The sequence below is a fragment of the Kineosporia rhizophila genome, assembly GCF_021277265.1.
GTDB classification, from domain to species: Bacteria; Actinomycetota; Actinomycetes; order Actinomycetales; family Kineosporiaceae; genus Kineosporia; species Kineosporia rhizophila.
In genome coordinates this window covers 111,964-132,950 of record NZ_JAJSOH010000014.1, presented here as the reverse complement: position 1 = coordinate 132,950, position 20,987 = coordinate 111,964, and the positions used below count along the sequence as shown (strand labels likewise).

General features: G+C 69.6%; 17 protein-coding genes. 5 read left to right on the top strand and 12 right to left on the bottom strand.

Annotated features, from left to right (window positions below; translation table 11 throughout):
• Positions 1 to 15: 15 nt before the first annotated feature.
• Genes LWF15_RS20295 through LWF15_RS20285 form a run of 3 tightly spaced genes read left to right on the top strand, consistent with a single transcriptional unit; the run spans position 16 to position 3,244 of the window.
• Complete coding sequence (locus tag LWF15_RS20295; RefSeq protein WP_232812445.1) at positions 16 to 1,266, top strand: efflux RND transporter periplasmic adaptor subunit; 1,251 nt, start codon at positions 16 to 18, stop codon at positions 1,264 to 1,266.
• The gene (locus tag LWF15_RS20290) at positions 1,263 to 2,003 is read left to right on the top strand and encodes an ABC transporter ATP-binding protein (protein ID WP_232812444.1); all 741 of its coding nucleotides are present in this window, start codon (positions 1,263 to 1,265) and stop codon (positions 2,001 to 2,003) included. The genes LWF15_RS20295 and LWF15_RS20290 overlap by 4 nt, the downstream gene beginning before the upstream one ends.
• Positions 2,000 to 3,244 (top strand): ABC transporter permease, encoded by a 1,245-nt coding sequence (locus LWF15_RS20285; RefSeq protein WP_232812443.1) that lies wholly within the window; start codon positions 2,000 to 2,002, stop codon positions 3,242 to 3,244. Before LWF15_RS20290 ends, LWF15_RS20285 begins: the two co-directional genes overlap by 4 nt.
• A 69-nt stretch (positions 3,245 to 3,313) precedes the next feature.
• Here LWF15_RS20285 and LWF15_RS20280 read toward each other — a convergent pair whose 3' ends face one another.
• The 9 genes from LWF15_RS20280 to LWF15_RS20240 all read right to left on the bottom strand — a co-directional run bounded on the left by LWF15_RS20280 (position 3,314) and on the right by LWF15_RS20240 (position 15,691).
• The gene (locus LWF15_RS20280; RefSeq protein ID WP_232812442.1) at positions 3,314 to 3,574 is read right to left on the bottom strand and encodes an MbtH family protein; all 261 of its coding nucleotides are present in this window, start codon (positions 3,572 to 3,574) and stop codon (positions 3,314 to 3,316) included.
• The gene (gene dpgD, locus LWF15_RS20275; RefSeq protein ID WP_408623660.1) at positions 3,571 to 4,416 is read right to left on the bottom strand and encodes an enoyl-CoA-hydratase DpgD; all 846 of its coding nucleotides are present in this window, start codon (positions 4,414 to 4,416) and stop codon (positions 3,571 to 3,573) included. The genes LWF15_RS20280 and dpgD overlap by 4 nt, the downstream gene beginning before the upstream one ends.
• A gap of 439 nt (positions 4,417 to 4,855) precedes the next feature.
• A complete protein-coding gene (locus LWF15_RS20270) occupies positions 4,856 to 6,082 on the bottom strand; it encodes an enoyl-CoA hydratase/isomerase family protein (protein ID WP_232812440.1) in 1,227 nt (408 codons plus the stop codon).
• Positions 6,079 to 6,732 (bottom strand): enoyl-CoA-hydratase DpgB, encoded by a 654-nt coding sequence (dpgB, locus tag LWF15_RS20265; protein ID WP_232812439.1) that lies wholly within the window; start codon positions 6,730 to 6,732, stop codon positions 6,079 to 6,081. Before dpgB ends, LWF15_RS20270 begins: the two co-directional genes overlap by 4 nt.
• A 27-nt stretch (positions 6,733 to 6,759) precedes the next feature.
• A complete protein-coding gene (dpgA, locus tag LWF15_RS20260; protein ID WP_232812438.1) occupies positions 6,760 to 7,902 on the bottom strand; it encodes a 3,5-dihydroxyphenylacetyl-CoA synthase DpgA in 1,143 nt (380 codons plus the stop codon).
• Positions 7,903 to 7,970: 68 nt separating this feature from the next.
• On the bottom strand, positions 7,971 to 9,236 hold the full coding sequence (locus tag LWF15_RS20255) for an aminotransferase-like domain-containing protein (RefSeq protein WP_232812437.1): 1,266 nt from the start codon (positions 9,234 to 9,236) through the stop codon (positions 7,971 to 7,973).
• Entirely contained in the window at positions 9,233 to 12,613 is a 3,381-nt protein-coding gene (locus LWF15_RS20250) for a non-ribosomal peptide synthetase (protein WP_232812436.1), read from the bottom strand. The genes LWF15_RS20255 and LWF15_RS20250 overlap by 4 nt, the downstream gene beginning before the upstream one ends.
• A complete protein-coding gene (locus LWF15_RS20245; RefSeq protein ID WP_232812435.1) occupies positions 12,610 to 13,497 on the bottom strand; it encodes an alpha/beta fold hydrolase in 888 nt (295 codons plus the stop codon). The genes LWF15_RS20250 and LWF15_RS20245 overlap by 4 nt, the downstream gene beginning before the upstream one ends.
• Positions 13,484 to 15,691, bottom strand: a complete 2,208-nt coding sequence (locus LWF15_RS20240; RefSeq protein ID WP_232812434.1) for an ABC transporter ATP-binding protein — start codon at positions 15,689 to 15,691, stop codon at positions 13,484 to 13,486. Before LWF15_RS20240 ends, LWF15_RS20245 begins: the two co-directional genes overlap by 14 nt.
• A gap of 1,010 nt (positions 15,692 to 16,701) precedes the next feature.
• Between LWF15_RS20240 and LWF15_RS20235 the strand changes: the two genes are divergently transcribed.
• On the top strand, positions 16,702 to 17,262 hold the full coding sequence (locus tag LWF15_RS20235) for a DUF3455 domain-containing protein (protein WP_232812433.1): 561 nt from the start codon (positions 16,702 to 16,704) through the stop codon (positions 17,260 to 17,262).
• Between the two features lie 41 nt (positions 17,263 to 17,303).
• On the opposite strand, the gene LWF15_RS20230 is transcribed toward LWF15_RS20235, so the two are convergent.
• Positions 17,304 to 17,837, bottom strand: a complete 534-nt coding sequence (locus tag LWF15_RS20230) for a CGNR zinc finger domain-containing protein (protein WP_232812432.1) — start codon at positions 17,835 to 17,837, stop codon at positions 17,304 to 17,306.
• 65 nt (positions 17,838 to 17,902) lie between these two features.
• Here LWF15_RS20230 and LWF15_RS20225 point away from each other — a divergent pair, with 65 nt between their 5' ends.
• A complete protein-coding gene (locus tag LWF15_RS20225; RefSeq protein ID WP_232812431.1) occupies positions 17,903 to 19,546 on the top strand; it encodes an aminotransferase class I/II-fold pyridoxal phosphate-dependent enzyme in 1,644 nt (547 codons plus the stop codon).
• A gap of 62 nt (positions 19,547 to 19,608) precedes the next feature.
• On the opposite strand, the gene LWF15_RS20220 is transcribed toward LWF15_RS20225, so the two are convergent.
• Together LWF15_RS20220 and LWF15_RS20215 are read right to left on the bottom strand one after the other, a co-directional pair.
• Positions 19,609 to 20,664 (bottom strand): hypothetical protein, encoded by a 1,056-nt coding sequence (locus LWF15_RS20220; protein ID WP_232812430.1) that lies wholly within the window; start codon positions 20,662 to 20,664, stop codon positions 19,609 to 19,611.
• 22 nt (positions 20,665 to 20,686) lie between these two features.
• Positions 20,687 to 20,956 (bottom strand): RNA polymerase sigma factor, encoded by a 270-nt coding sequence (locus tag LWF15_RS20215; protein ID WP_232812429.1) that lies wholly within the window; start codon positions 20,954 to 20,956, stop codon positions 20,687 to 20,689.
• Between the last annotated feature and the right edge of the window lie 31 nt (positions 20,957 to 20,987).

Genomic DNA, 20,987 nt, shown 5'->3' with positions numbered 1-20,987 from the left:
AGGAGGGGGAATCAGATGAGTGCACGTATGCCCGATCCCGACGTCGCCGAGGCCACCAAGCCGATCACGCAGCCGACCGGCCCATCGGTTACCCAGGCGACCACCGCCTCGGCTCCGGACCCGACCGAGGCGAGCACCCCGTACATTGTTGAAAGCCCACCACCCCGCAACCGCCGCCGGCTCGCCGTCGTGGCCGGCGTTCTGGTGGTGGTGTGCGCGGGAGCTGCGGCGCTGGCCATTGCTGATCCGTGGGGCGAAGAAGCCGAAGCTGCGCCCAGCACCACCAGCTCCGACGTCAATCTGGCCACCGTCAAGGAAGGGGCGGTGCGCAGCCAGATCAACCAGGGCGGCACCCTGTCCTACGCGGCCGCCGCCGACGGTTCTGATCTACGGGCACTGAACCAGGCGTCGGGCGTGTACACGCGCCTACCCCAGGCCGGCGACACGGTGGAGTGCGGCGAAGAGCTGTACCGCGTGGAGTCGAAGCCCGTGATCCTGCTCTGCGCCGACGCCCCGGCCTACCGCGACCTGCAGATCGGCGACAAGGGCTGGGACGTACGGCAGCTCAACCGCAACCTGGTCGAGCTGGGGTACGCGGACAAGGACGACCTGGACCCGGAGTCGCGTACGTTCAGCTGGGAGACTCACGAGGCCCTGGAAGAGCTGCAGGACGAGGTCAACGCCGAAGAGACCGGCGAACTTCGCCTCGGTGACGCACTCTTCCTCGACGGCCCGCTGCGGGTCAGCAAGACGCTGGCCGAACTGGGGGCGAGGGCCGGTCCGGGCGCCCCTGTGCTGTCCGCGACCACCACCGAGCGCGAGGTCACCGTGCCTCTGAGCGCCAGCCAGCAGGCTGCCGTCAAGGTCGGCGACAAGGCGCAGATCGTGCTGCCCAACAACCGCACCACCACCGGCAAGGTCAGCCGGATCGGCACGGTCGCGCAGTCGTCCTCGGAGCAGGAAGAGGACGCCTCGGCGACGGTCCCGGTGTATGTCACCCTCGACGAACCGAAAGACGCGGGCACGCTCGACGAGGCGCCGGTACAGGTGTTCATCACCTCCGACGGCGTCGAGAAGGCATTGTCGGTGCCGGTGACCGCGTTGCTCGGGCATGCCGGGGGCGGTTATGCGGTCGAGCGGGTCGACCAGGCCGGACGGCACGAGACGGTGCCGGTGAAGGTCGGTCTGTTCGACAACGCCAACGGGGTCGTGCAGGTGACCGGTTCGCTGGCGGCCGGCGACCGAGTGGTGGTGCCGCGGACATGACCGGAACCACGCTCGCCCCCCGTCCCGATCCGGCTCTGGACCCGAGTCGGCCGGTGGTGCTGGAACTGGCCAACGTGGTCAAGACCTACGGGTCGCAGCCCCCGGTGCACGCCCTGCGCGGCGTCGACCTGACCGTCAACCGCGGTGAACTGCTGGCCATCGTCGGCCCCTCGGGCTCCGGCAAGAGCACGTTGCTGCAGGTCATGGGCACGCTGGACCGCCCCACGAGCGGCGTGGTGCGGATCAACGGCATCGACGTGGCCAGCCTGGACGACCGGCGGATGGGGGCCCTGCGCGCCCATCACATCGGGTTCGTGTTCCAGCAGTTCTTCCTGGCCGAGCACTCCACCGCGCTCGACAATGTCGCCGACGGCCTGCTTTACGCGGGCGTGCCGCTGCGGGGGCGGCGCGAACGGGCCGCCGAGGCGCTGGCGCAGGTCGGGCTGGAGCACCGGGCCGGGTTCCGGCCGGGCAAGATGTCCGGCGGTGAGCGCCAGCGGGTGGCCATTGCCCGGGCTCTGGTCGGGCGGCCGGCGATCGTGCTGGCCGACGAGCCGACCGGCAACCTGGACAGCGCCACCAGCGCCTCGATCGTGCGTCTGCTGCACGAACTGAACGCCACCGGGGCCACGATCGTGGTGATCACCCACGACTCCGGGCTGGCCGCCGATCTGCCTCGTCAGGTCAGGGTTCTCGACGGTCAAATCATGGACGACAGTGCCGGGGGTGTCTCATGAGCGTCGCCACCGGGGCGGAGACTCTGGTTCCGGCGCGGCTTTCGCTGCGCGACGCGGCCCGGGTGGCCGCGGTCGGCATCCGCGCGCGGCCCACCCGGGCCGGCCTCTCGGCCTTGGGCATCGCGATCGGGGTGGCCTCGATCGTTGCCGTGCTGGGACTTTCGTCGTCTTCTCAGGCCGGGCTGCTGGCCGAGATCGACAAACTGGGCACGAATCTGCTCACCGTGGGCACGGGGCAGTCGTTCAGCGGGGAAGACGCACAGTTGCCGATCACCGCCCCCGCGATGATCGGCCGGCTGGACGGGGTGGAGCAGGTCGCCGAGGTCGGCGAAGTGGGCACTGCGAAGGTCTACCGCAGTCCGCTGATCCCGGAGGTGAACACCAATGCGCTGCGGGTGCAGGCGACCAGCCTGAATCTGCTGCCGGTGGTGGCCACTTCCGTTGCCCAGGGCGCCTGGTTGAACGAGGCCACGCAGAACGAGCCGGTGGTGGTGCTGGGCTCGGTGGCGGCCGAGCGCCTGGGCATCAGCCGGGTCTACGAGGGGCAGCGGATCTGGCTGGGCGGTCAGTGGTTCTACGTGGCCGGCATTCTCGAACCCGCAACCCTCTCGTCCGACATCGACGCCAGTGCCCTGATCGGCTTCCCGGCCGCGCAGAAGTACCTGAACCACACCAGCCTGGTCGCCGGGGAGTCCACGCACGGGCCGCCCACCACGATTTTCGTGCGCACCGACACCGACCAGGTCGGCTCGGTACAGGATCTGCTGGCTCGCACGGCCAATCCGGGTTCGCCCAACGAGGTCGACGTGAGCCAGCCCTCCGACACGCTCACCGCGCGAGCCGCTGCCGCGGGGGCCTTCAACAGCCTGTTCCTCGGGCTGGGGGCCGTGGCGCTGGTGGTCGGCGCGGTGGGAGTTGCCAACATCATGGTGATCTCGGTGCTGGAACGCCGGTCCGAGATCGGGCTGCGCCGGGCCCTGGGCGCCACCACCGGGCAGATCCGCACCCAGTTCCTGTCCGAGGCCGTGATGCTCTCTCTGCTCGGCGGTCTGGTCGGCGAACTGGCCGGGGTGCTCGCCACCGTGGTCTACGCCGAGGCGAAAGACTGGACGGTGGTGGTGCCGGTACAGGCCTGGGCCGGGGGCATCATCGCGGCCATCCTGATCGGCGCGGTCTCCGGCCTGTTGCCGGCCATGCGGGCGGCCCGTCTGTCGCCCACCGAGGCTCTGCGCACGGTCTGAAACGCGAAAGTGGCGGTGCCCGAACTGTTCGTCGGGCACCGCCACTGCGGAGAGGGAGTCATGCAGAACTCAGGACGCGGTGGCCACCTCGATCTCCGGGGTGCCACTGGTCGCGTACCCGGCTCGGGCCAACTGCCAGACCAGACTGCGAGGACGCAGATCGGTCCAGTTCCGCTCGATGTGGTCCAGGCAGGCCTGACGCCCGGCCGCACCGAAGGCGACCTGCCAGCCGCCCGGCACCGGCACGCTGGCCGGCCAGAGGGAGTACTGCCCCTCCTCGTTCACCAGTGCGCAGAACGTGCCTTCGGGATCGTCGAGAAGTGCGGTCATCGGTGTTCTCCTCCTTGGTGTGCTTCCGGTGATGAGGGCCCGGCGAGGCGGGCACTCCAGCGGGGCGGTCGCTTCTGCACGAAAGCAGCCACCCCCTCGGCCGGCTCGTCCGAGGCCAGCCGCCGTTCCTCCGCGCTGAACCGAGTGCGGAAGGCCTGCTCCAGCGGCAGATCCAGAGACTGCAACGCAGCCTCCTTCACCGCCTGCGCAGCCAAGGGCGAGGCCTCCAGCAGATCGGCCAGCCACCCGTCCACGCAGGCGTCCAGCCGGTCGGCGGCGACCACCTCGTTGACCAGGCCGTACCGGGCGGCGGTGAACGCATCCATCCGGCGCCCGGTGAGCAGTTGGCCCATCGCAGCCTTCAGCGGCGCCTGCCGGGCGAGCCGAAACACCCCGCCCGCCCCCGGCACCAGCCCCAGCCTTACTTCAGGCAGGCCGAACTGGGCGGTTTCTGAAGCCACCACGATGTCGCAGGCCAGCGCCAACTCGAAACCCCCGCCCAGCGCGTAACCCTGCACCCGGGCCAACACCGGCTTGGTGAACCCGAAGCGCTCGGTCAGCCGAGGCCACCCCGGCAGACCGCGGCTACCGAAACTGCTCGGCCCCGCCCCCTCCCGCGTCAGCCGCGCCCGCTCGGTCAGGTCCTGCCCCACGCTGAAAGCGCGCTCGCCGGCACCGGTCAGCACCACGACGCGGACCTCGTCGTCCGCCTCGGCGCAGTCCCAGACCCGGGCCAGCTCGGCGTGCATCTGCAGGTTCATCGCGTTCAGCACCCGCGGCCGATTCAACGTGACCCAGGCCACCGCCCCCCGCTTTTCGTACCGCACGGTGCTCGGCTCCACTTCCAGCCCCGGCCCCCTCCCCTCGTCCAGCCCCCGCCCCCGCTTCTCGTCGCGCCCCAGCCCCCGCTTCTCGTCCAGCCCCGGCCCCCTCTTCTCGCCCGGTTGCCGGCCCCACTTCTCGTCTGGCGCCGGAGCCGGTTCCGCCCCAGCCAGTTTGACCACCCCTGCCAACGTGACTGAATTGGCCACTCCGACCGGCTCAGCCGGTTCCGCCACCTGGCCCGGGTTGGTCACCTCAACCGGATTGGCTGCCTCGACCCGGTTGCCCACATCAGCCACCGGGGCTACCCCAACCACCCCAGTCATTGCGGTCACCCCGGCCACATGAGCCATCTCGGTCACTCTGGCCACCTCAGTCACCTCAGTCACTCCGACCACTCCGGCCATCCCGGCCATCCCGGCCATCCCGGCCATCCCGGCCATCCCGGCCGCGGCCGTCTCAGCCATCCCCATCACCCGGCCCTTCTTTGCTTCCCTTCCCGGCGAACCGGCCCACCTTGGCCAGCACGTCGGGCGCGTGGATCCGCTGGGCCTGCTCGTAGGCGAACTCGGCCATGAACAGGCGGAACTCGTCTTCCGGCTCGATCGCCAGCCCCAGCATGCGCCGGTTGGCCACCACCGCGGGCGCCGCCAGACGGCTCACCGCCCGGGCGATCGCCTCGTCCATCGCCGACGGCTCGACCACCTCGTCAAAGATGACCGCAGCGGCCGGCTCGGTAGCCTCGATGCGGCGACCGGCCAGAATGACCTGCCGGGCGAGACGCGGGCCACCGACCTTGGGCAGCCGCAAAGCTGCCACCCCGGGCACGATGCCCTCCTTGGCCGCGGGCAGGCTGGCGTAGGCGCCGGACTCGGCAATCACGTGGTCGACGGTGAGCAGGATCTGCATGCCACCGCCGATCGCGAAGCCGTCGACCGCTGCGATCCAGGGCTTTTCACGGGTCACACCGCCCAGCTGCAGACCTGCCATCAGCTTGCGCAGCGGGCCCAGCTCGCGGCGGAGTAGGAACCCGGCCAGAGTGATCCGCCCGGCATTGAGCGCCTTCAAGTTGATCCCGGCACTGAACACGCGGCGGCCCTGGTAGCGGGGATGCGTCATCACGCCGCCGCGCAGCACCCCGACGCGGATCTGGTCGTCGAGCAGCACCAGGTCCACAGCCGTCTCGAAATCCACCACCTGCTGCTCGTCCTCGGCATTCAGCCGATCGCCGGCCGAGAACGTCAGATACCCGACCCCATCGCGACGTTCCAATGTCACCGATGCCAGCTCGACCCGTCCATTGTTCTCGAACTCTTGCTGCAACATCAGGGCTCGCGGGCTGGGGGCCTGCAGGGAGCGAAGAAGATGCCGACCGGCCCGGGGCGAGCGCAGCACTTCACGCAGGAAGATGGCCTGGTCCAGCTCGGCGCCGGCCGGGTCGGCCGCGTGGCTGGAGGCATCGGGAACCAGGCCGGGGAACACCTGGGAGGCCTCGAACAGCAGTTCGTCCAGGCGAAGGCTGCGGACGTACCCCTGTGTGAGTTCTTCATAGACGGGCTCGACGAAACTGCGGGCAAAACATGCTCGAAAATCTCGTCCTGCCCAACCTATGGGTGTGTCCCGCAGACGAAGCCGGCCGGCCACCAGGCCGGCCGGCTCGCAGAACGTCTGAGTGTCCAGGCTCACCGGGTCACCCGCGGCCGAAGAACCCGATCGCAGGCGGCCAGGTGCGATCCCAGAGCCTCGTCGTACCCCACGGTGCGGGCGTTGAACATCAGCTGGCGCCGCACCTTGATCTCGCCGCCGAACCCCGTGATCCTCGAAAGCGCATCGGGAACCGCGCCTTCCGGGTCGGGGTGCACCTCGTCGAGCAGGCCCAGGGTGAGTGCTCGCGCCGCCGGGATCGGAGTACCGAAAAGCACCGCTGAGCGCACCGGCCCGGCTCCGGCCTGAGCGGCCAGCCGGTACGCGGCCATCCCCGGCCAGGGCCCCTGCGGGCCGACCGGCACGCACAACGCCACCTCGGCCGAGGCGATGCGGTAGTCGGTGACCAGCAGCGCATCGAGCGCGATGCCCCCGCACTCACCGGTGGCCACGGCCAGCGTGACCGCCACCGACGACTCCAGGCGGCGCAGTGCGCGCTCCCACCGCGACACCGCAGTGACGTCCAGGCCGCCCAGCCAGTCTTCGTGCGGCGTGCCCGACACCTCCACCACGATCGGTGTGCCGGGCGTGGCCTCGGCCTGCTGGCAGGCCGCCTCGACGGCCCGCAGCGCGTCGGGGCCAGGCGAAGCGGCGCCGTCGATGCGCAACCTGACAACTGTCTCTGTGGTCATTTCTGGTACCCCCATGTCGGTTCCCCCTTACCAGCGCAGGAGAGCTGTTTCCAGCGTCGATCCCGGCCCCATCGTCATCATCACGCCGTAATCCCCCGGCTGACCGGCGTTCTCCTGCGCCAGGCGCTGGTAGGAGAACAGGAACGAGCCGCTGGAGACGTTGCCGTGGTCGCGCAGCACCCCGCTGGTGTGGCGCAGGTCGTAGCGGCTCAGGCCGAGGTTCACCATCACCGCGTCGATCACCTTCTTGCCGCCCGAGTGCACCAGCCAGTGCTTGATGTCGCTGCGGTAGAGCCCGGTGTCGGCCAGCAGCCGGTCGACCACCAGTTCGGCGTGCGCGCCCACCACGTAGGGGATCTGCGGGTCGAGGTAGAAGCTGAACCGGTCCAACCCCCGGTCCCAGTCGTAGCGCATCGCGTCGATCGCCTCGGGAACCAGGCAACTCGCGAACTTGAGGATCCGCGGGCCCTCGACCGGCGCGTCCATCGGCCCGATGTCGTCGGCACCGGCCTCGCGCGCACCGATCGCGACGGCCGCCGCGCCGTCCCCGAACAGGCTGTTCACCACGGCCGTGCGCATGGTGGCGTCGTAGGCGTAGGCGGCCGAGCAGTTCTCGATGCAGAGCACCACCGCCACCTGCCCCGGGTGCGCCTGGGCCCAGCCGGAGACCACGCCCAGCGCGTTCAGCCCGGCGTTGCAGCCCATGCCGACGATGTCGCTGCGGCTGCAGTGGCGGCCGATGCCCACCTCTTTGATCAGGTGCGCGCTCAGACCCGGGGTGAGGAAACCGGTGGAGGTGACGCAGCACAGGTGCCCGAGATCCGCCGGTTCGAGGCCGATCTGGTCGAGGCAGCGGCGCAGCGCCTGGGCGCCGAACTCGAGGGCCGCGCGCTTGTGCTTGTCCAGCAGGTCGCCCTGGCTCTCGATCTTCAGGCCGCCGGCCGGCCCGACCGGCGGCAGCACCAGGTTCCGGCGCTCGATCGCGCTGTTCAGGAAGATGGAGCGGATCTTGGGGTCGGTGATGCCCAGGGCGTCGATCATCTCGGCCTGGGTGTAGGAGTACGGCGGGGTGGCCAGGCCGATCGAGAGGATCCGGGGGCGCAGGTCGGAGAAGGGGTCGGTGTCGAAGACGGTGGCGCGGGTTACCGGGGTCTCGAGGACGGCGCTCATCGGTACGTCCACCCCCACATGCGCTTACGGTGCGTCGGGCGGCTGTCGAACTTCATGACGGATTCCTTTCACTGCCGGGAAGTAGCCGAACACCTGGACGTGAGGTAGACGGCCAGCCGGGAGACCCCGGTGACGATCTCCTCGTCGCTGAGACAGCTGATCGAGAGCCGGATCCCGTGCTCACCGCCGGAATCCGGATGGAAGTAACGCATGGGCGTCCAGAGCACCCCGAACTCCTCGGCGCAGCTGATCAGTTCGCGATCGTCGGCCGGGAAGGGGACCTGAAGGCTGAGGAAGAATCCGCCGCTGGGGCGGTTCCAGCGCACCGGGAGACCAGCCAGGCGCAGCTCCAACTGATCCAGCGTGAGCTGCATGGCCCGCTGGTAGTGCCGGCGGGTCTGCGCGGTGAGGTCGCGTACTCCCCCACCGCCGGACAGCAGCGCCCCGGCCACCACGGCCTGGCTCAGCGGAGGCGTGTTCACCGTGACCATGCTCTTGACCTTGGCCAGTTCGGCAGCCAGCAGCCCTCCGCCGGCCACCTCCTGATCGGCCACCACGTAGCCCACCCGGGCTCCGGGGAACACCGTCTTGGAGAACGAGCCCAGCTGAACGACCTGCCGGTGCTGGTCGAGCCGTTTGAGCGACGGAACCGGCTCACTCGGCCCGGCCCAGCGGTACGGGCTGTCTTCCAGCACCAGAACCTGCTCGCGGTGGGCGATCTGGAGCACCTGCTCACGGGTTTCCAGACCTAGCGTGTTGCCGGACGGGTTGGAGTGGTCGGGGATCACGTAGACCGCGCGGGGGTTGTTGCCCAGCGCCTTCTCGGCCTTGATGGCCAGTTCCAGATCGCCCGCGTCCAGACCGTTCTCACGTTCGGGCACAGCGCGTACGGTGACCCCGAGAAGCCGCGCCACGCCGACGACGCCCACGTAGCAGGGGCTGCAGACCAGCAACACGTCTTCCGGCCGCGAGAACAGTGCCCGCACGGTGAGCAGCATCGCTTCCTGCGCGCCGACCGTGACCACGATCGACTCGTCCGGAACGTCGAACCCCTCGTCCTGACGCAGTGCCTCGGCGATCAGGCCCTGGATGCGCCCGGCCGTCGGGCCGTACTGGAACAGGGCGTCCCGCACCTGAGCCGGGTTCAGGCCGGCGGCCAGGTGATCGAGGTAGCCGCGCAGATGCCCGAAGATCTGCTCCACGTCGAAGAAGCCGTCGTACGGGCGGCCGGGGGCGAACGAGATCGCCGCCGGGTAGCGGGCCGCGATCTCGTTCAGGAAGTTCATCGTGTCCATCACCGGATCGCCCAGTGCGGGATGAACCGGCCAGCTCACAGGTCGAACCCTTCGAGCTCGGCGCCGTCGGCGGCGGCCAGGGCCTCGCGCACCGCCTCGGCCAGCCCGGCCACGGTCGGCCGGTCGAACAGCGCCGCGAGCGGGATCTCGATGTCGAAGGTCGAGCGCACCCGGGACATCACCTGGGTGGCCAGCAGCGAGTGCCCGCCCAGGTCGAAGAAGTTGTCGGCCACCCCGACCCGTTCCACGTTCAGCAGCCCGGCCCAGATGCTGGCCAGCAGTTCTTCGGTGCCGTCGCGGGGCGCCTGGTAGACCGTGACCGGGGCCAGCCGGGCGCTGTCGGGGGCGGGCAGGGCGGCCCGGTCGAGCTTGCCGTTGGGGCCCAGCGGCAGCTCGGGGATCGGCACGAACACGGCCGGCACCATGTACTCGGGCAGTTGCTGGCGGATGTGCTGGCGCAGCTCCTCCACCGGGGGCAGGGCGTCCTCGCTGGCCGGCACCGCGTAGGCCACCAACCGCCGGTCTTCTTCCTGACCGTCGGCGATCACCACCGCGGTGGCGACCGCCGGGTGGGTGGCGAGCACCTTCTCGATCTCGCCCGGCTCGATCCGGAAGCCGCGCACCTTGACCTGGTGGTCGATGCGGCCGACGAACTCCAGCAGGCCGTCCGGGCGCCAGCGGGCGGTGTCTCCGGAGCGGTAGAGCCGGGAGCCGTCCCCCGCCACCGGATCGGCGATGAACTTCTCCGAGGTCAGGGCCGAGCGTCCGATGTAGCCGCGGGCCACCCCGGCGCCGCCGATGTAGACCTCCCCCTCCACCCCGACCGGCACCGGCTGCAGGGCCCGGTCGAGCAGGCGCACCTGGATGTTGCCGATCGGGCTGCCGATCGGCGGGTGCGCGGCACCGGCCTGAGTGGGCGGGAGCAGCCCGGCGGTCGCGATCACCGTGGTCTCGGTGGGGCCGTAGGTGTTCCACAGCTGCGAGCCGTTGGTCCAGGGCCGGGCCCGGTCGGCGGTGAGGCGCTCGGCCCCCACCACCCAGTTGCGCACGCGGGAGACGGCGGGCTGGTCGAGCACGGCCAGCAGCGAGGGCACCACGCTGGCCACGTCGACCTGGTGCCGCTCGATCAGTGCGGCCAGCGCCTCGGGTTCACCGCGCTCCGGGTCGGTGGCGATGGCCAGGGTGCCACCGGCGGTGAGCACCACCGCCACGTCGAGCACGGCCGCGTCGAAGCTGAACGAGGCGAACTGCAACGCGGTGACGCCCTCCCCCGCGCCCAGCACGTCACGCAGGGCCAGGGCCATGTTCACCACGGCCCCGTGGGCGATCTGCACGCCCTTCGGCCGGCCGGTCGATCCGGAGGTGTAGATGACGTAGGCGGCCTGGTCTCCCGACACGCAGCCGGGCAGTTCCCCCTCGTCGGAAGAGCGCGGTTCGTCGTCGAGCAGGACGATCTGGCAGCCCGGCGGGATCAGCTCGGCGCTGAGCCGGCTCAGGCCCTCGGTGGTGGCCAGCAGCACCTCGGCCCGGCTGTCCTCGAGCATGAAGGCCAGCCGGTCGGAGGGGTAGTTCGGGTCGAGCGGCACGTAGGCGCCCCCGGCCTTCCACACCGCCACCATCGAGACCACCATCTGCGCGCTGCGCGGCAGGCAGAGCCCGACCAGGCTCTCCGGCCCCACCCCGAGCGAGCGCAGGTGCCGGGCCCGCCGGGTGGCCTGCTCCTCCAGGTCGGCGTAGGTGAGAACCTCGTCCCCGCAACGGATCGCCACCGCGGTCGGAGCCACCAGGGCCCGTGCAGTGATCAATTCATGGACGCCGGTCACGGCCGGTACCGGCCCCTCACCGACACTCCAACGGGCCAGGTCGGCCCGTTCAGGGGCACTCAGGATCGGCAACTGGGCCACCGGCCGGTCCGGGTCGGCCGCGATCCCGGCCAGCAGCACCTTCAGGTGCTCGACCAGCCGTTCCATCCGGTCGGCGTCGAACAGGCTGGTGGCGTAGGCGATACCGGCGCGCAGGGTGCCGTCGTTGGTCTCCCCGACCGACAGGGCCAGGTCGAACTTGACCGGCACGGTGCTGTCTTCCGGCGCGGGCGGTGCACCCCCGTCGGCCGGACCGTCACCGCCCGGCTGGGCGTAGGCGTAGCTGAAGATGACCTGGAACAGCGGCGTACGGGAGCGGTCCCGGGTGGTCTCCAGCGCGTCGACCAGGTGCTCGAACGGCAGGTCCTGGTGGGCGTAGGCCTCCAGGGCGGTCTCCCGCACCCGGCCCAGCAGCTCGGTGAACGAGGGGTTGCCGTCCAGGTCGGCGCGCAGCACCAGGGTGTTCACGAAGAAGCCGATCAGGCCCTCGGTCTCGGCCCGGTTGCGGTTGGCGATCGGGGTGCCCACCATCACGTCGGTCTGCCCGCTGTAGCGGCTCAGCAGCACCGCGAAGGCCGAGAACAGGGTCATGAACATCGAGGCGCCGCTGGTGCGGGCCAGGGCCTGCAGCCGTGCGGTGACCTCGGCCGGCACCTCGAACTCCAGGGAGCGGCCCTGGGTGGAGCGCACCGGCGGGCGGGGCCGGTCGGTGGGCAGTTCCAGCACCGGGGCGCCGGCCAGCCGCTTGCGCCAGTACTCCAGCTGCTCGTCCAGCACCTCGCCGCTGAGCCACTGCCGCTGCCAGGCCGCGAAGTCGGCGTACTGCACCGGCAGTACGGGCAGCCGGGCCGGCCGGTGGTCGCGGAAGGCCTGGTACAGCTCATTGATCTCGCGCTGCAGGATGCGGGCCGACCACTCGTCGAAGGCCACGTGGTGCAGGCAGAGCACCAGCACGTGCTGAGTGTCGGTGACCCGTAGCAGCTCGGCCCGGATCACCGGCCCGGTGGAAAGGTCGAAAGGCGTGGTCATCTCGCGGCGCAGCGCGGCCTGGATCTCGACCTCCGGGTCGGCCGCACCGGAGACGTCGCGCACCGGCAGCTCGAAGGGTGCGGGCGGGTCGATCACCTGGCAGGGGGTGTCGTCCGGGCCGTCGACCAGCCGGGTGCGCAGCACCTCGTGCCGCTCCACCAGGGCGGTCAGGGCCGACGTCATCGCCGTGAGGTCGAACTCCTCGTCCCACTTGATCGGGATCGGCAGGTTGTACTCCACCGAGGTGGGGTCGAGCTGCCAGAGGAACCACAGGCGCTGCTGGGCGAACGACAAGGGAAGCACCTGACTCCGGTCGGCGGGCTCGATCACCGAGGCCTGCGGCCCCTCGTCCAGGCCCCCGTCGCGCAGCAACGCCATCAGCTCGTCGCGGTGGCCGGCGATCTGCTCGCGCACGCCCGGGGTGAGGGCCTCTTTCGAGGCCAGGGCCCGCAGCCTGCCCTCGGCCAGGTAGAGGTGCACCCCGCCGGCCTCGAGTTGTTTCAGAAGGTCGGTTGCAGCAGTCATTTGAGGACGCCTTCCTCACCGTTCGCGGTCTGGTACGGGTTGGTCGTGCGGTCGGGTCGGGGACCCAGGGACGCGGCGACGGTCTGGGCCGCCGCCCCGTAGACGGCGTGGTGGTGCTCGCAGTTCAGGGCCACGACCTGCGGCCCCGGCGGCACCACCCGCGACCAGAAGGAAAGGGTCTGCTCCTGCACGTCGGCCGGATCTTCCTGCGGGAGGTAGAGCACCGTGCGGCCCTTCCAGGCCCGGCGCGGCCGGTAGTGGGCTCCGGCAGCGAGGTTGGCCAGGTTGACCAGATCGCGGCGCAACTGGTCGGCCGGCCGCTCGGCGGGTTCGTCGAGCGGGTCGTCGGCCAGGTCCCACAGCGGCATCTTCTGCAGCGCCGCCGGGTCGGCGGCCTGCGCCTGCTCGAGCTGAGCCTGGGTGTCCCGCAGCCGCGCCCGCAGTTCCCGCCGGGCCTTCCGGCGGGCCCAGTACCCACCCCGCACCGGCACGGCCGGGGCGATCAGGTGCAGCCCCGCCACGTCCAAGCCGGCCTCGTCTGCTTGGCGGGCCATCTCCAGGGCCACGTAGGCCCCCATCGACCAACCGCCCAGCACGTAGGGCCCGTGCGGCCGGGTACGCACAGCCTCTTCCAGGTAGGCGGCCGCGATCTGCTCAACTGTGCTGAGCGTCTGCTCCCCCGGCTCCAGCCCTCGGGACTGGAAGGCGAACACTGCAGGCCCAGCCGGAACCAGACCGGCAAGCCGCACGAACACCGCCGGATTGCCGTCGGACCCGGGCACGAGCAGCACCACCGGCCCTGCACTCTCTCCGCTGCGCCGAGCCCGCCCTTGCCGGATCAGGTGCATCGAGTGCGACCGACTGCCCGCCCTACCCGAGCTCACCGGCCCCACCTCTCCGCTCCCGCCGCCGCGGCCCACCCGGCTCCCCCAGCCGCGCTCCCCCCGGCTCCACCGGCCACGGACCACCGGCCTCCACCGGGCCCGCACCCCCTGCCCCACCAGGCCGCGCACCACCAGCCGCGGCCATCCGGGGGCCTCCTGCTTCCACAGCCCACGGCCCCCCAGCCGGCCCAGCTCCCGCAGTCAGCACTCCCCCACCGACCGGCCCACCGACCGGAGCCGGAGCCGCCGCGGCCGCGGCCGCGGTGAACTCGTCCGGCTCCTCCTGCTCGTCCGCGTCGAGGAACCCGGCCGCCTGGATCGAGAACAGTTCGGCATACAGCCCGTTCGAGGCCATCAGGTCGGTGTGCGAGCCGTGCTCCACGATCCGCCCGTCTTTCAGCACCACGATCCGGTCGGCCGAGCGCACGGTGGCGAACCGGTGCGAGATCAGCAGCACGGTGCGGTCCACGTACAGGTCGCGGATGCTGTCGAACAGCGCCCGCTCGGCCCGGGCGTCGAGCGAGGCGGTGGGCTCGTCGAGGATGACCAGGGGCGCGTCGCGGAAGAAGGCCCGGGCCAGGGCGACCCGCTGCCACTGCCCCAGCGACAGGTCCTGCCCGCGGCTGAACTGCGGCGACAGGATGGTGCGGTAGCCGTCGGGCAGGCTGGCCAGGAACCCGTCGGCCCCGGCCGCGCGGGCCGCCTCGCGGATGTCGGCCACCAGCGGTTCGCGGCTCACATCGCCGACGTGGATGTTCTCCCCCGCCGGCAGGGCGTAGCGGATGAAGTCCTGGAAGAGCACCGCCACCCGGGCCCGCCAGGTGGCCGTGTCCATCGCGGCCAGGTCCACCCCGTCCACCCGGATCTGACCGCTGGTGGGCGCGTACAGTCCGGCCAGCATCTTGGCCAGAGTGGTCTTGCCCGAGCCGTTCTCACCCACCAGGGCCACCACCTCGCCGGCCCGGATCGACAGGCTCACCGCCTCCAGGGCGTCCTTGCCGGAACCGAAGTAGCGGAACGAGGCGCCGTCGATCTCGATCTGGTCGAACTGACCGGCGTAGGCCTGCCCGGAGCGCACCCGCACCAGCGAGGGCTCCAGCGCCAGGAACTCGTTCAGGTCGCGCACCAGCGGCGCGGACTCGAAGAAGTCGTTGGCCATGGTGACCGAGCGCAGCAGCCGCTGGCTGAACATCAGCAGGGCCCCGGCCACGGTCGCCGTCTCGGGAAGGGTGAGGTAGCCGGCCTGGTTCATCGCCACCAGGGCCGAACCGGCGATCGCCATCACCACGTTGCTGCCCAGCGAGCCCAGCACCGAGGCCCGCATCCGCTTGCGCATGGTCTCGGCCAGCAGGTCGATCCGGCGGTTCATCGAGACCCGCCAGCGCTGGGTGAGGTAGTCGCCGATGTCGAGGGCGCGGATCTCCTTGGCCGGCTCGCGCTGGGTGAGCAGGCCGAAGAGGTAGTTGCGGCCCCGGTCGGTGTGGGTGATCCGGGTGATGAAGCCGAAGAACTCTTCCCCGCCGCGCACGCCGGCGATCCAGATCGGCACGACCACCACCAGCAGGGCCGCCGCCACGACCGGGGCCACGAACGCCAGGGCGATCCAGATGGCCAGCAGGGCAATGGTTTCCTGCAGGATCATGACCAGGCTCTGCACCAGCATCGACGGCCGGGTGGCGGCACTGGCCGCGGCCCGCTGCAGCCGGTCGTGGAAGGCCGAGTCGTCGAAGTCGGCCAGTTCGGCCGTGCCCGCCACCCGGATGACCTCGCCGCTGACATACATCCCGGTGCGCTCGCTGAGCAGCGGGCGGCGGTTCGAGATCACCGTCTGGGCGGCGATCGCCACCATGTTGACCAGGACGAACAGACCGATGCTCATGGCCAGGGCGGAGGAGTCGCCGTTGCGGTCGGCCAGGATCAGCTCGGTGATCAGCCGCTGCAGCTGGAAGATGACGAAGAACAGGGCGATCGCCTGCAGCGCGTCCATCACCAGGATGACCACGAGCTCGCGCCGGCCGGCTGCCCAGACCAGCTTCAGCGACGAACTGGCCAGGGCCAGCGTGTCGCGGAAGGTGAAGCTGGTCTGCCCTTCGGTCACCGGGAACTCGTCGTTCTCCGGGCCCGGCCCCAGAGTCTCCCCCTCGGACTCCGTTGCCTGACTGCCAGTTTCGGGCCCCCGTTCACGCGGTCGCATCGGGCCGTTCATCCGCATCGGCGGCCCCGCGGGCCCTGGTCCGCCTGGCCCAGCCGGTCCCCCCGGACCAGCGCCGACCGGAACCGGGCCACCGTGATCAGCAGCCCCCTCCGCCCCCACCGGGATACGCCGCGGCCGGCCGACCGGCACTCGCACCGGTTCGGGACCCATGCCCATCGGTGGCCTGCGGGAGTCGTCTGGATCGTTCATGTCGGTACACCCTCCGCGATCGGAGCTGGCAGGTGATGGTCCCGCTCTTCATCACCAGAGCGGGCAGAACCCGAATACGTACACTTCCGAGGAGAAATCAGGAGATCTGCGGGACGAGAACCCCACTCGTCACTTCGGCACCTGAGCCAACGCGCCCTCAATCTAACCGCCAGTACGCGCCGTGTCAGCAGTTTGTGCAGATCTAAGTTCTTTGCTGACAACCCTTTTCGTGAGGCCCTGCATGAGGCCCTCTGAAATCTGTTGTCAGCAAACGGCATTGCCGAGCTCATTTAACGGGCAGCCCGAAGCTGAGGCACCCGGCATCGACGGCCGACCAGAACAGCGGTCAGCACATGAGTCGTTCAGTCCAGGCATCACGACGCCTGGTACTCCCCCGCACCCGCCCACAAGAAAGGCAGGCGCCAATGACGAAGAAGCCGGCCATCGATCGGTCTCAGGCAGCTGTCTTCGTAGCGTGCACGCACGAGGCGTGCCCGTTCCCCCTCCCACCCCCTCGGTGGCCGTCGACCCCGTCCGAACCCAACCCCCCGGTCACTTCGGACGGCAACATCATAAGCATTCATCAAGAGGTTAAAAGGGCATTTCTGTACGTTGCCCAATCGGGCGCACGGATGGTGCGCTCCCCCTTGACGCACAGCCGCAACCGTTTTCGTCACCGATCGATGCAACTTCACTGCCGAGTAGCCTTCTGTCTCCAGAACCCTTGGCGGTTACTGAACAGTCAGGCAGCCTTGTCTCATAGGTTGATCATCGATCTGTCCCAGTGAGAGGAAACCTCAATGAGCACATCGCGCATCCTCAGCAACCGGGCGTTCCGCGCCTCCGCCGTCCTCGGTCTGGCCGTGACCACCGCACTGACCACCGCCTCGGCCACCCAGGCGGCACCGACGTCCAAAAGCTCTGAGTCAAAGGTGCCGGAGAACCTGATTCCACCGGCCGGTAACAGTGAGGTGGCCCGATTCAAGGCGGCTGGCGTGCAGATTTACCAGTGCACGGGTGACACCTGGACGTTCGTTGAGCCGGCGGCCACGCTGACCGGACGGGCGAAGGCCACGAACAAGCGCAACGAGGCGATTCACTTCCGCGGGCCGAGTTGGCAGTCGGTGACCGACGGATCCCTGGTGGAGGCCAAGTCGACCGCATCCTCACCGGGAAAGAACGCCATTCCGCTATTGCTGCTCCAGACCACCAAGACCCGTGGCGACGGCATTTTCGGCGACGTGACCTACATTCAGCGTCTCAAGACCAAGGGCGGACTGGCTCCCACGGGCAGCTGCACCGAGGGCGCTACCCAAAGCGTGCCCTACAAGGCGCATTACGTTTTCTTCGCCGCACCCTGAGTTATCAGAAAGCGGTCCGCCTCTACCCGGAGGCGGGCCGCTCAAACTTTCTGGCGCGAGCGAAAGGCCGCTACCTTCGCCACATTCCCGCATTCGGCCATCCCGCACCAGCGCCGGTTGCCCGCCCGGGAGACATCCACGTACAAGCGGGTGCAGCGATCATTCGCACAGTCTTTCACCTTGGCCAGCGCCGGTTCGGAAATGAGCTCGAAGGCGTCCCGGACGACTGCGGTGAGCAACTGGTCCACCGTGCCGCCCCGAGCCACATTGCCCTGTCGATCCAGCGTCATCTGCAGCCCTGGGCCAGCGGCCACCTCGTTCAGCTCGGCTACCTCAGCGGCGTTCAACTCGTCTCCGCGCCGGGTGGCGGTGATCGCCCGGTACAGCATCTCGCGCACCACCCGCACCCGCTCCAGGCCCGCCGGATCGGTCTCGACGGCGATGCCCAGTGGTGCCCCCGCACTCCAAAGCGCCAGGTCAGCCGGGGTGCGCAGATGCTCCTCGGGCACATCGCGCCGCCACTTCAGGGTGCCGAGCAGGTCCAGGCTCAGCCGATTGCTGACGTACACAAACATGTAACCACCTTAACCGGTTACAGTGGCTCTGCCCAACCAGACCAGGAGCCGAAGAAGAGGTAGCCATGGCAGGCCCCACAGACGTCCCCACGCTCGAGATCCCCGGTGACGACTTCGCCCACTTCGTCGACCGCGCCCTCGACGGGATCCGCTCGGTGATCACGCAGCTCGGTGACGAGCACGTCAACCGCCGCCCCACCCCGTCCGCCAATTCGCCGTTCGGCCTGGTCACGCACGTGATCGGGGTAATGAACTACTGGTGCGGCCGGCTGGTGGGCCAGCGTGAGATCGTCCGTGACCGGGAGGCCGAGTTCCTGGCCACCGGTTCGGCAGAAGCTCTTCTGGCCGCGCTCGATACGGCCCAGGCCCAGTTCCACGCCGACCTCAAGCGCCTGGTTCCCGGGGCTCCCCCGGCCGTGAAACCCAACCCCGATTTCATCGGCCCCACGCGCGAACTCAGTCAAGACGGCGTGCTGCTGCACATGTACGAAGAGCTGGCTCAGCATCACGGCCAGCTTGAGGGCCTGCGCGACGCGTTGCTGGGCAGCTCGGTACCGGCGTTCGAACCCCCGCTCACCTGGCTTCGCGCCAAGCAGGGCGTGAAATGGAGCCGGCACCCCGAACTGCTGCCCGCCTGGGTCGCCGACATGGACTTCCCGGTCGCTCCGGTGATCCGTCAGAGCGTGCTCGACGTGCTGGATCGTGGCGACCTGGGCTACCCGGCGTGGTCATCCCGAATGGATCCGCTGGCTGAGGTTTTCGCCGCGCGCATGCAGCGCCGCTTCGGCTGGCAACCGGATCCTTCTGCGGTGCGCGGCATCACCGACCTGCTTGCCGGGCTCCAGATTCTGCTCGACCTGACCACCGAGCCGGGCGACGGCGTCGTCATCCAGGAGCCCAACTATCCGCCGTTCCGGGCCACCGTCGCCACCATGAAGCGGACTTCGGTCCGGCTTCCGGTCGTGCTCGACCAGGGCGAGTGGAAGCACGACTTCGACCGGCTGGAGGCCGAGCTCAGCAGTCAGCGGGCCAAGGTGCTGCTGCTGGTGAATCCGCACAACCCCACCGGCACGGCGTTCGGGCGGGAAGAGCTGCTGCGCATCGCCGAACTGGCCGAGCGCCACGACCTGGTGGTGATCAGCGACGAGATCCACGCCGACCTGGTGCACGACCCGCACCAGCACATCCCTTTCGCCAGCCTGAGCCCCGAGATCGCCGCTCGCACCGTCACGCTCACCTCCGCCACCAAGGCCTTCAACATCGCGGGCCTGCGGGCGGCCGTTGCCCACGTCGGCCCTCAGCGGGTGCGGGAACTGTGGGATGAGCAGCCGCCCGACATTCACGGCGTCACCAACGTGCTCGGGGTTGCAGCCACCCGGGCGGCCTGGGAGCAGGGCGACCCTTGGCTGGCCGGAGTGCGGGAACACCTGCTGCGGCAGCGGGATCTGCTCGATGCTGCGGTGAAGGGTATGCCCGGTGTGAGCCTGCGGGTGCCCGACGCCACGTATCTGGCCTGGCTCGACTGCACCGAGGCGGGTCTGGATGAGAGCGCCTCCGCCTTCTTCCGGCGCGAGGCCAAGGTTTTCGTGAGCCCGGGCCCGGACTACGGCGGCCTGCCCTCATGGACCAGGCTCAACTTCGCCACGAGTACGGCGGTACTGGAGCAGGTCCTGGGCCAGATGTCCGAGGCCTTGGGCAAACGGGCCTAAGAGCACCAATTATGGACGTCGGTCCGCGCCGGTTTGGTCAGTCGGCGCGGACCGGGCCCTCATCAGTCGGCCTGCACCTCGGCGACCGTCACCCGGGAAACCTCCAACGTGCTCTTGGATGCCTCGATCCCCGGCTCCACCGGCTCGCTCTCGTAGGACAACGGCGTTCCGTTATCGGCGTCGATCGTCAGTTCCTGCACCACATCGCCGCCGGAGAGTTCTTCTGCAGCAGTCAGTTTCAATACGCCTTCTGAGGTGGACTTCTCGACGCTGACATCCGGAATGGTGGAAAGCAGCCGAAGCACTCCGGCCCGCACCTTCGGATCTCCGGCACCAGTGGCCAGAGCGTCGTAGCTGTTGTTCCAGAGCGCACTGCCCACGCGCATCTCCAGCTCCTTGCCGACGGGCGGATTCGGATCGGGCTCGATCCCCAGCTCCGCCATCACGTCGGCACTGTTGGCCAGCGCCTTGTCCCAGAGTTTCTGACGCTCGGCCTGGCCGAGGCCCAGGCCAAGATAGTTCGGTTCTGCATTGACCATTTTCGTGCGAGCCACCGTCAGGTCGCCATCGGCGGCGAAAGCTGCTGCGGCTTGCGCTTTACGATGATCAGAGCTGGCCGAGACGTCTCGACCCTGGTCCACCGCCGCGGCCAGTGACGCCCGGTCTTCGGCGAAGAAGTACCGTCCGTCGTCGGCATAGAGGTTGTAGGTGACCTGCTCGGACGAACCACCCGTCGTCCGTGATTCAATGATCAAAGACGCATCTCCGCCGGGCTTCTCGTCGGCGATCCGATTGGCCAGCGCCACCAGTTCCGACTCGATCACGGGGGCCGGGTCGGCGCTCGGCACCACCGGCGTTCGCTGATTTTCGGCCGGGAGAGTCGTGGTGACAGCGAAGACCACGGCGGCCCCGGCAGCCAGTGCCCCGATACCGGCGCCGATCCCTACTACGCCCTGCCCATGCCTGCGGCCGGCCAGAACCTTTCGGAAGCGCCCCGGGCTCGTGTCGCGAGCAGTCTCTCGATAGGCCAGGAACTGCGCCCGAGCCCGGTCGCGGGCCTGGCGGTCCAGGGGTTCGGCGACCAGGGCCTGCTTCACCAGGTCGATCTCGTTGGTCATCACTTGCTCTCCCCCACGTTGTTCAGTTCGTCCAGAAGGGCTGCGATCCGAGAGTCCTGACGCAGCGACGCCCGCGCCTCGTACAGCAGACGCCGGGCCTTGGCCGCCGTGATCCCGAGAACCCGAGAACCCGCGCAGCGTCCACGACCGCCAGGTCTTCACCGACGACCAGGGTCAGCACATCCCGGGCATCGGGCCTGAGCGCGGCCAGGGCGCCGCGCAGCGCTTCCCGAGCGTCCAGGCGGATCTCCACCGTCGGCCAGGGGTCCCAGGCGATCGGCAGTTCACCCATGTCGGGGATCAGATTCTCGGGCGGCCGATTC

What these genes read in the sequence shown, in the direction of transcription:
- LWF15_RS20215 (WP_232812429.1), bottom strand. Translation starts at nt 20,956, where the DNA reads ATGGGTGAACTGCCGATCGCCTGGGACCCCTGGCCGACGGTGGAGATC.
- dpgB (WP_232812439.1), bottom strand. Translation starts at nt 6,732, where the DNA reads ATGACCACAGAGACAGTTGTCAGGTTGCGCATCGACGGCGCCGCTTCG.
- LWF15_RS20220 (WP_232812430.1), bottom strand. Translation starts at nt 20,664, where the DNA reads ATGACCAACGAGATCGACCTGGTGAAGCAGGCCCTGGTCGCCGAACCC.
- LWF15_RS20285 (WP_232812443.1), top strand. Translation starts at nt 2,000, where the DNA reads ATGAGCGTCGCCACCGGGGCGGAGACTCTGGTTCCGGCGCGGCTTTCG.
- LWF15_RS20250 (WP_232812436.1), bottom strand. Translation starts at nt 12,613, where the DNA reads ATGACTGCTGCAACCGACCTTCTGAAACAACTCGAGGCCGGCGGGGTG.
- LWF15_RS20230 (WP_232812432.1), bottom strand. Translation starts at nt 17,837, where the DNA reads ATGTTTGTGTACGTCAGCAATCGGCTGAGCCTGGACCTGCTCGGCACC.
- LWF15_RS20280 (WP_232812442.1), bottom strand. Translation starts at nt 3,574, where the DNA reads ATGACCGCACTTCTCGACGATCCCGAAGGCACGTTCTGCGCACTGGTG.
- LWF15_RS20295 (WP_232812445.1), top strand. Translation starts at nt 16, where the DNA reads ATGAGTGCACGTATGCCCGATCCCGACGTCGCCGAGGCCACCAAGCCG.
- LWF15_RS20225 (WP_232812431.1), top strand. Translation starts at nt 17,903, where the DNA reads ATGGCAGGCCCCACAGACGTCCCCACGCTCGAGATCCCCGGTGACGAC.
- LWF15_RS20240 (WP_232812434.1), bottom strand. Translation starts at nt 15,691, where the DNA reads ATGCGACCGCGTGAACGGGGGCCCGAAACTGGCAGTCAGGCAACGGAG.
- LWF15_RS20290 (WP_232812444.1), top strand. Translation starts at nt 1,263, where the DNA reads ATGACCGGAACCACGCTCGCCCCCCGTCCCGATCCGGCTCTGGACCCG.
- dpgA (WP_232812438.1), bottom strand. Translation starts at nt 7,902, where the DNA reads ATGAGCGCCGTCCTCGAGACCCCGGTAACCCGCGCCACCGTCTTCGAC.
- LWF15_RS20235 (WP_232812433.1), top strand. Translation starts at nt 16,702, where the DNA reads ATGAGCACATCGCGCATCCTCAGCAACCGGGCGTTCCGCGCCTCCGCC.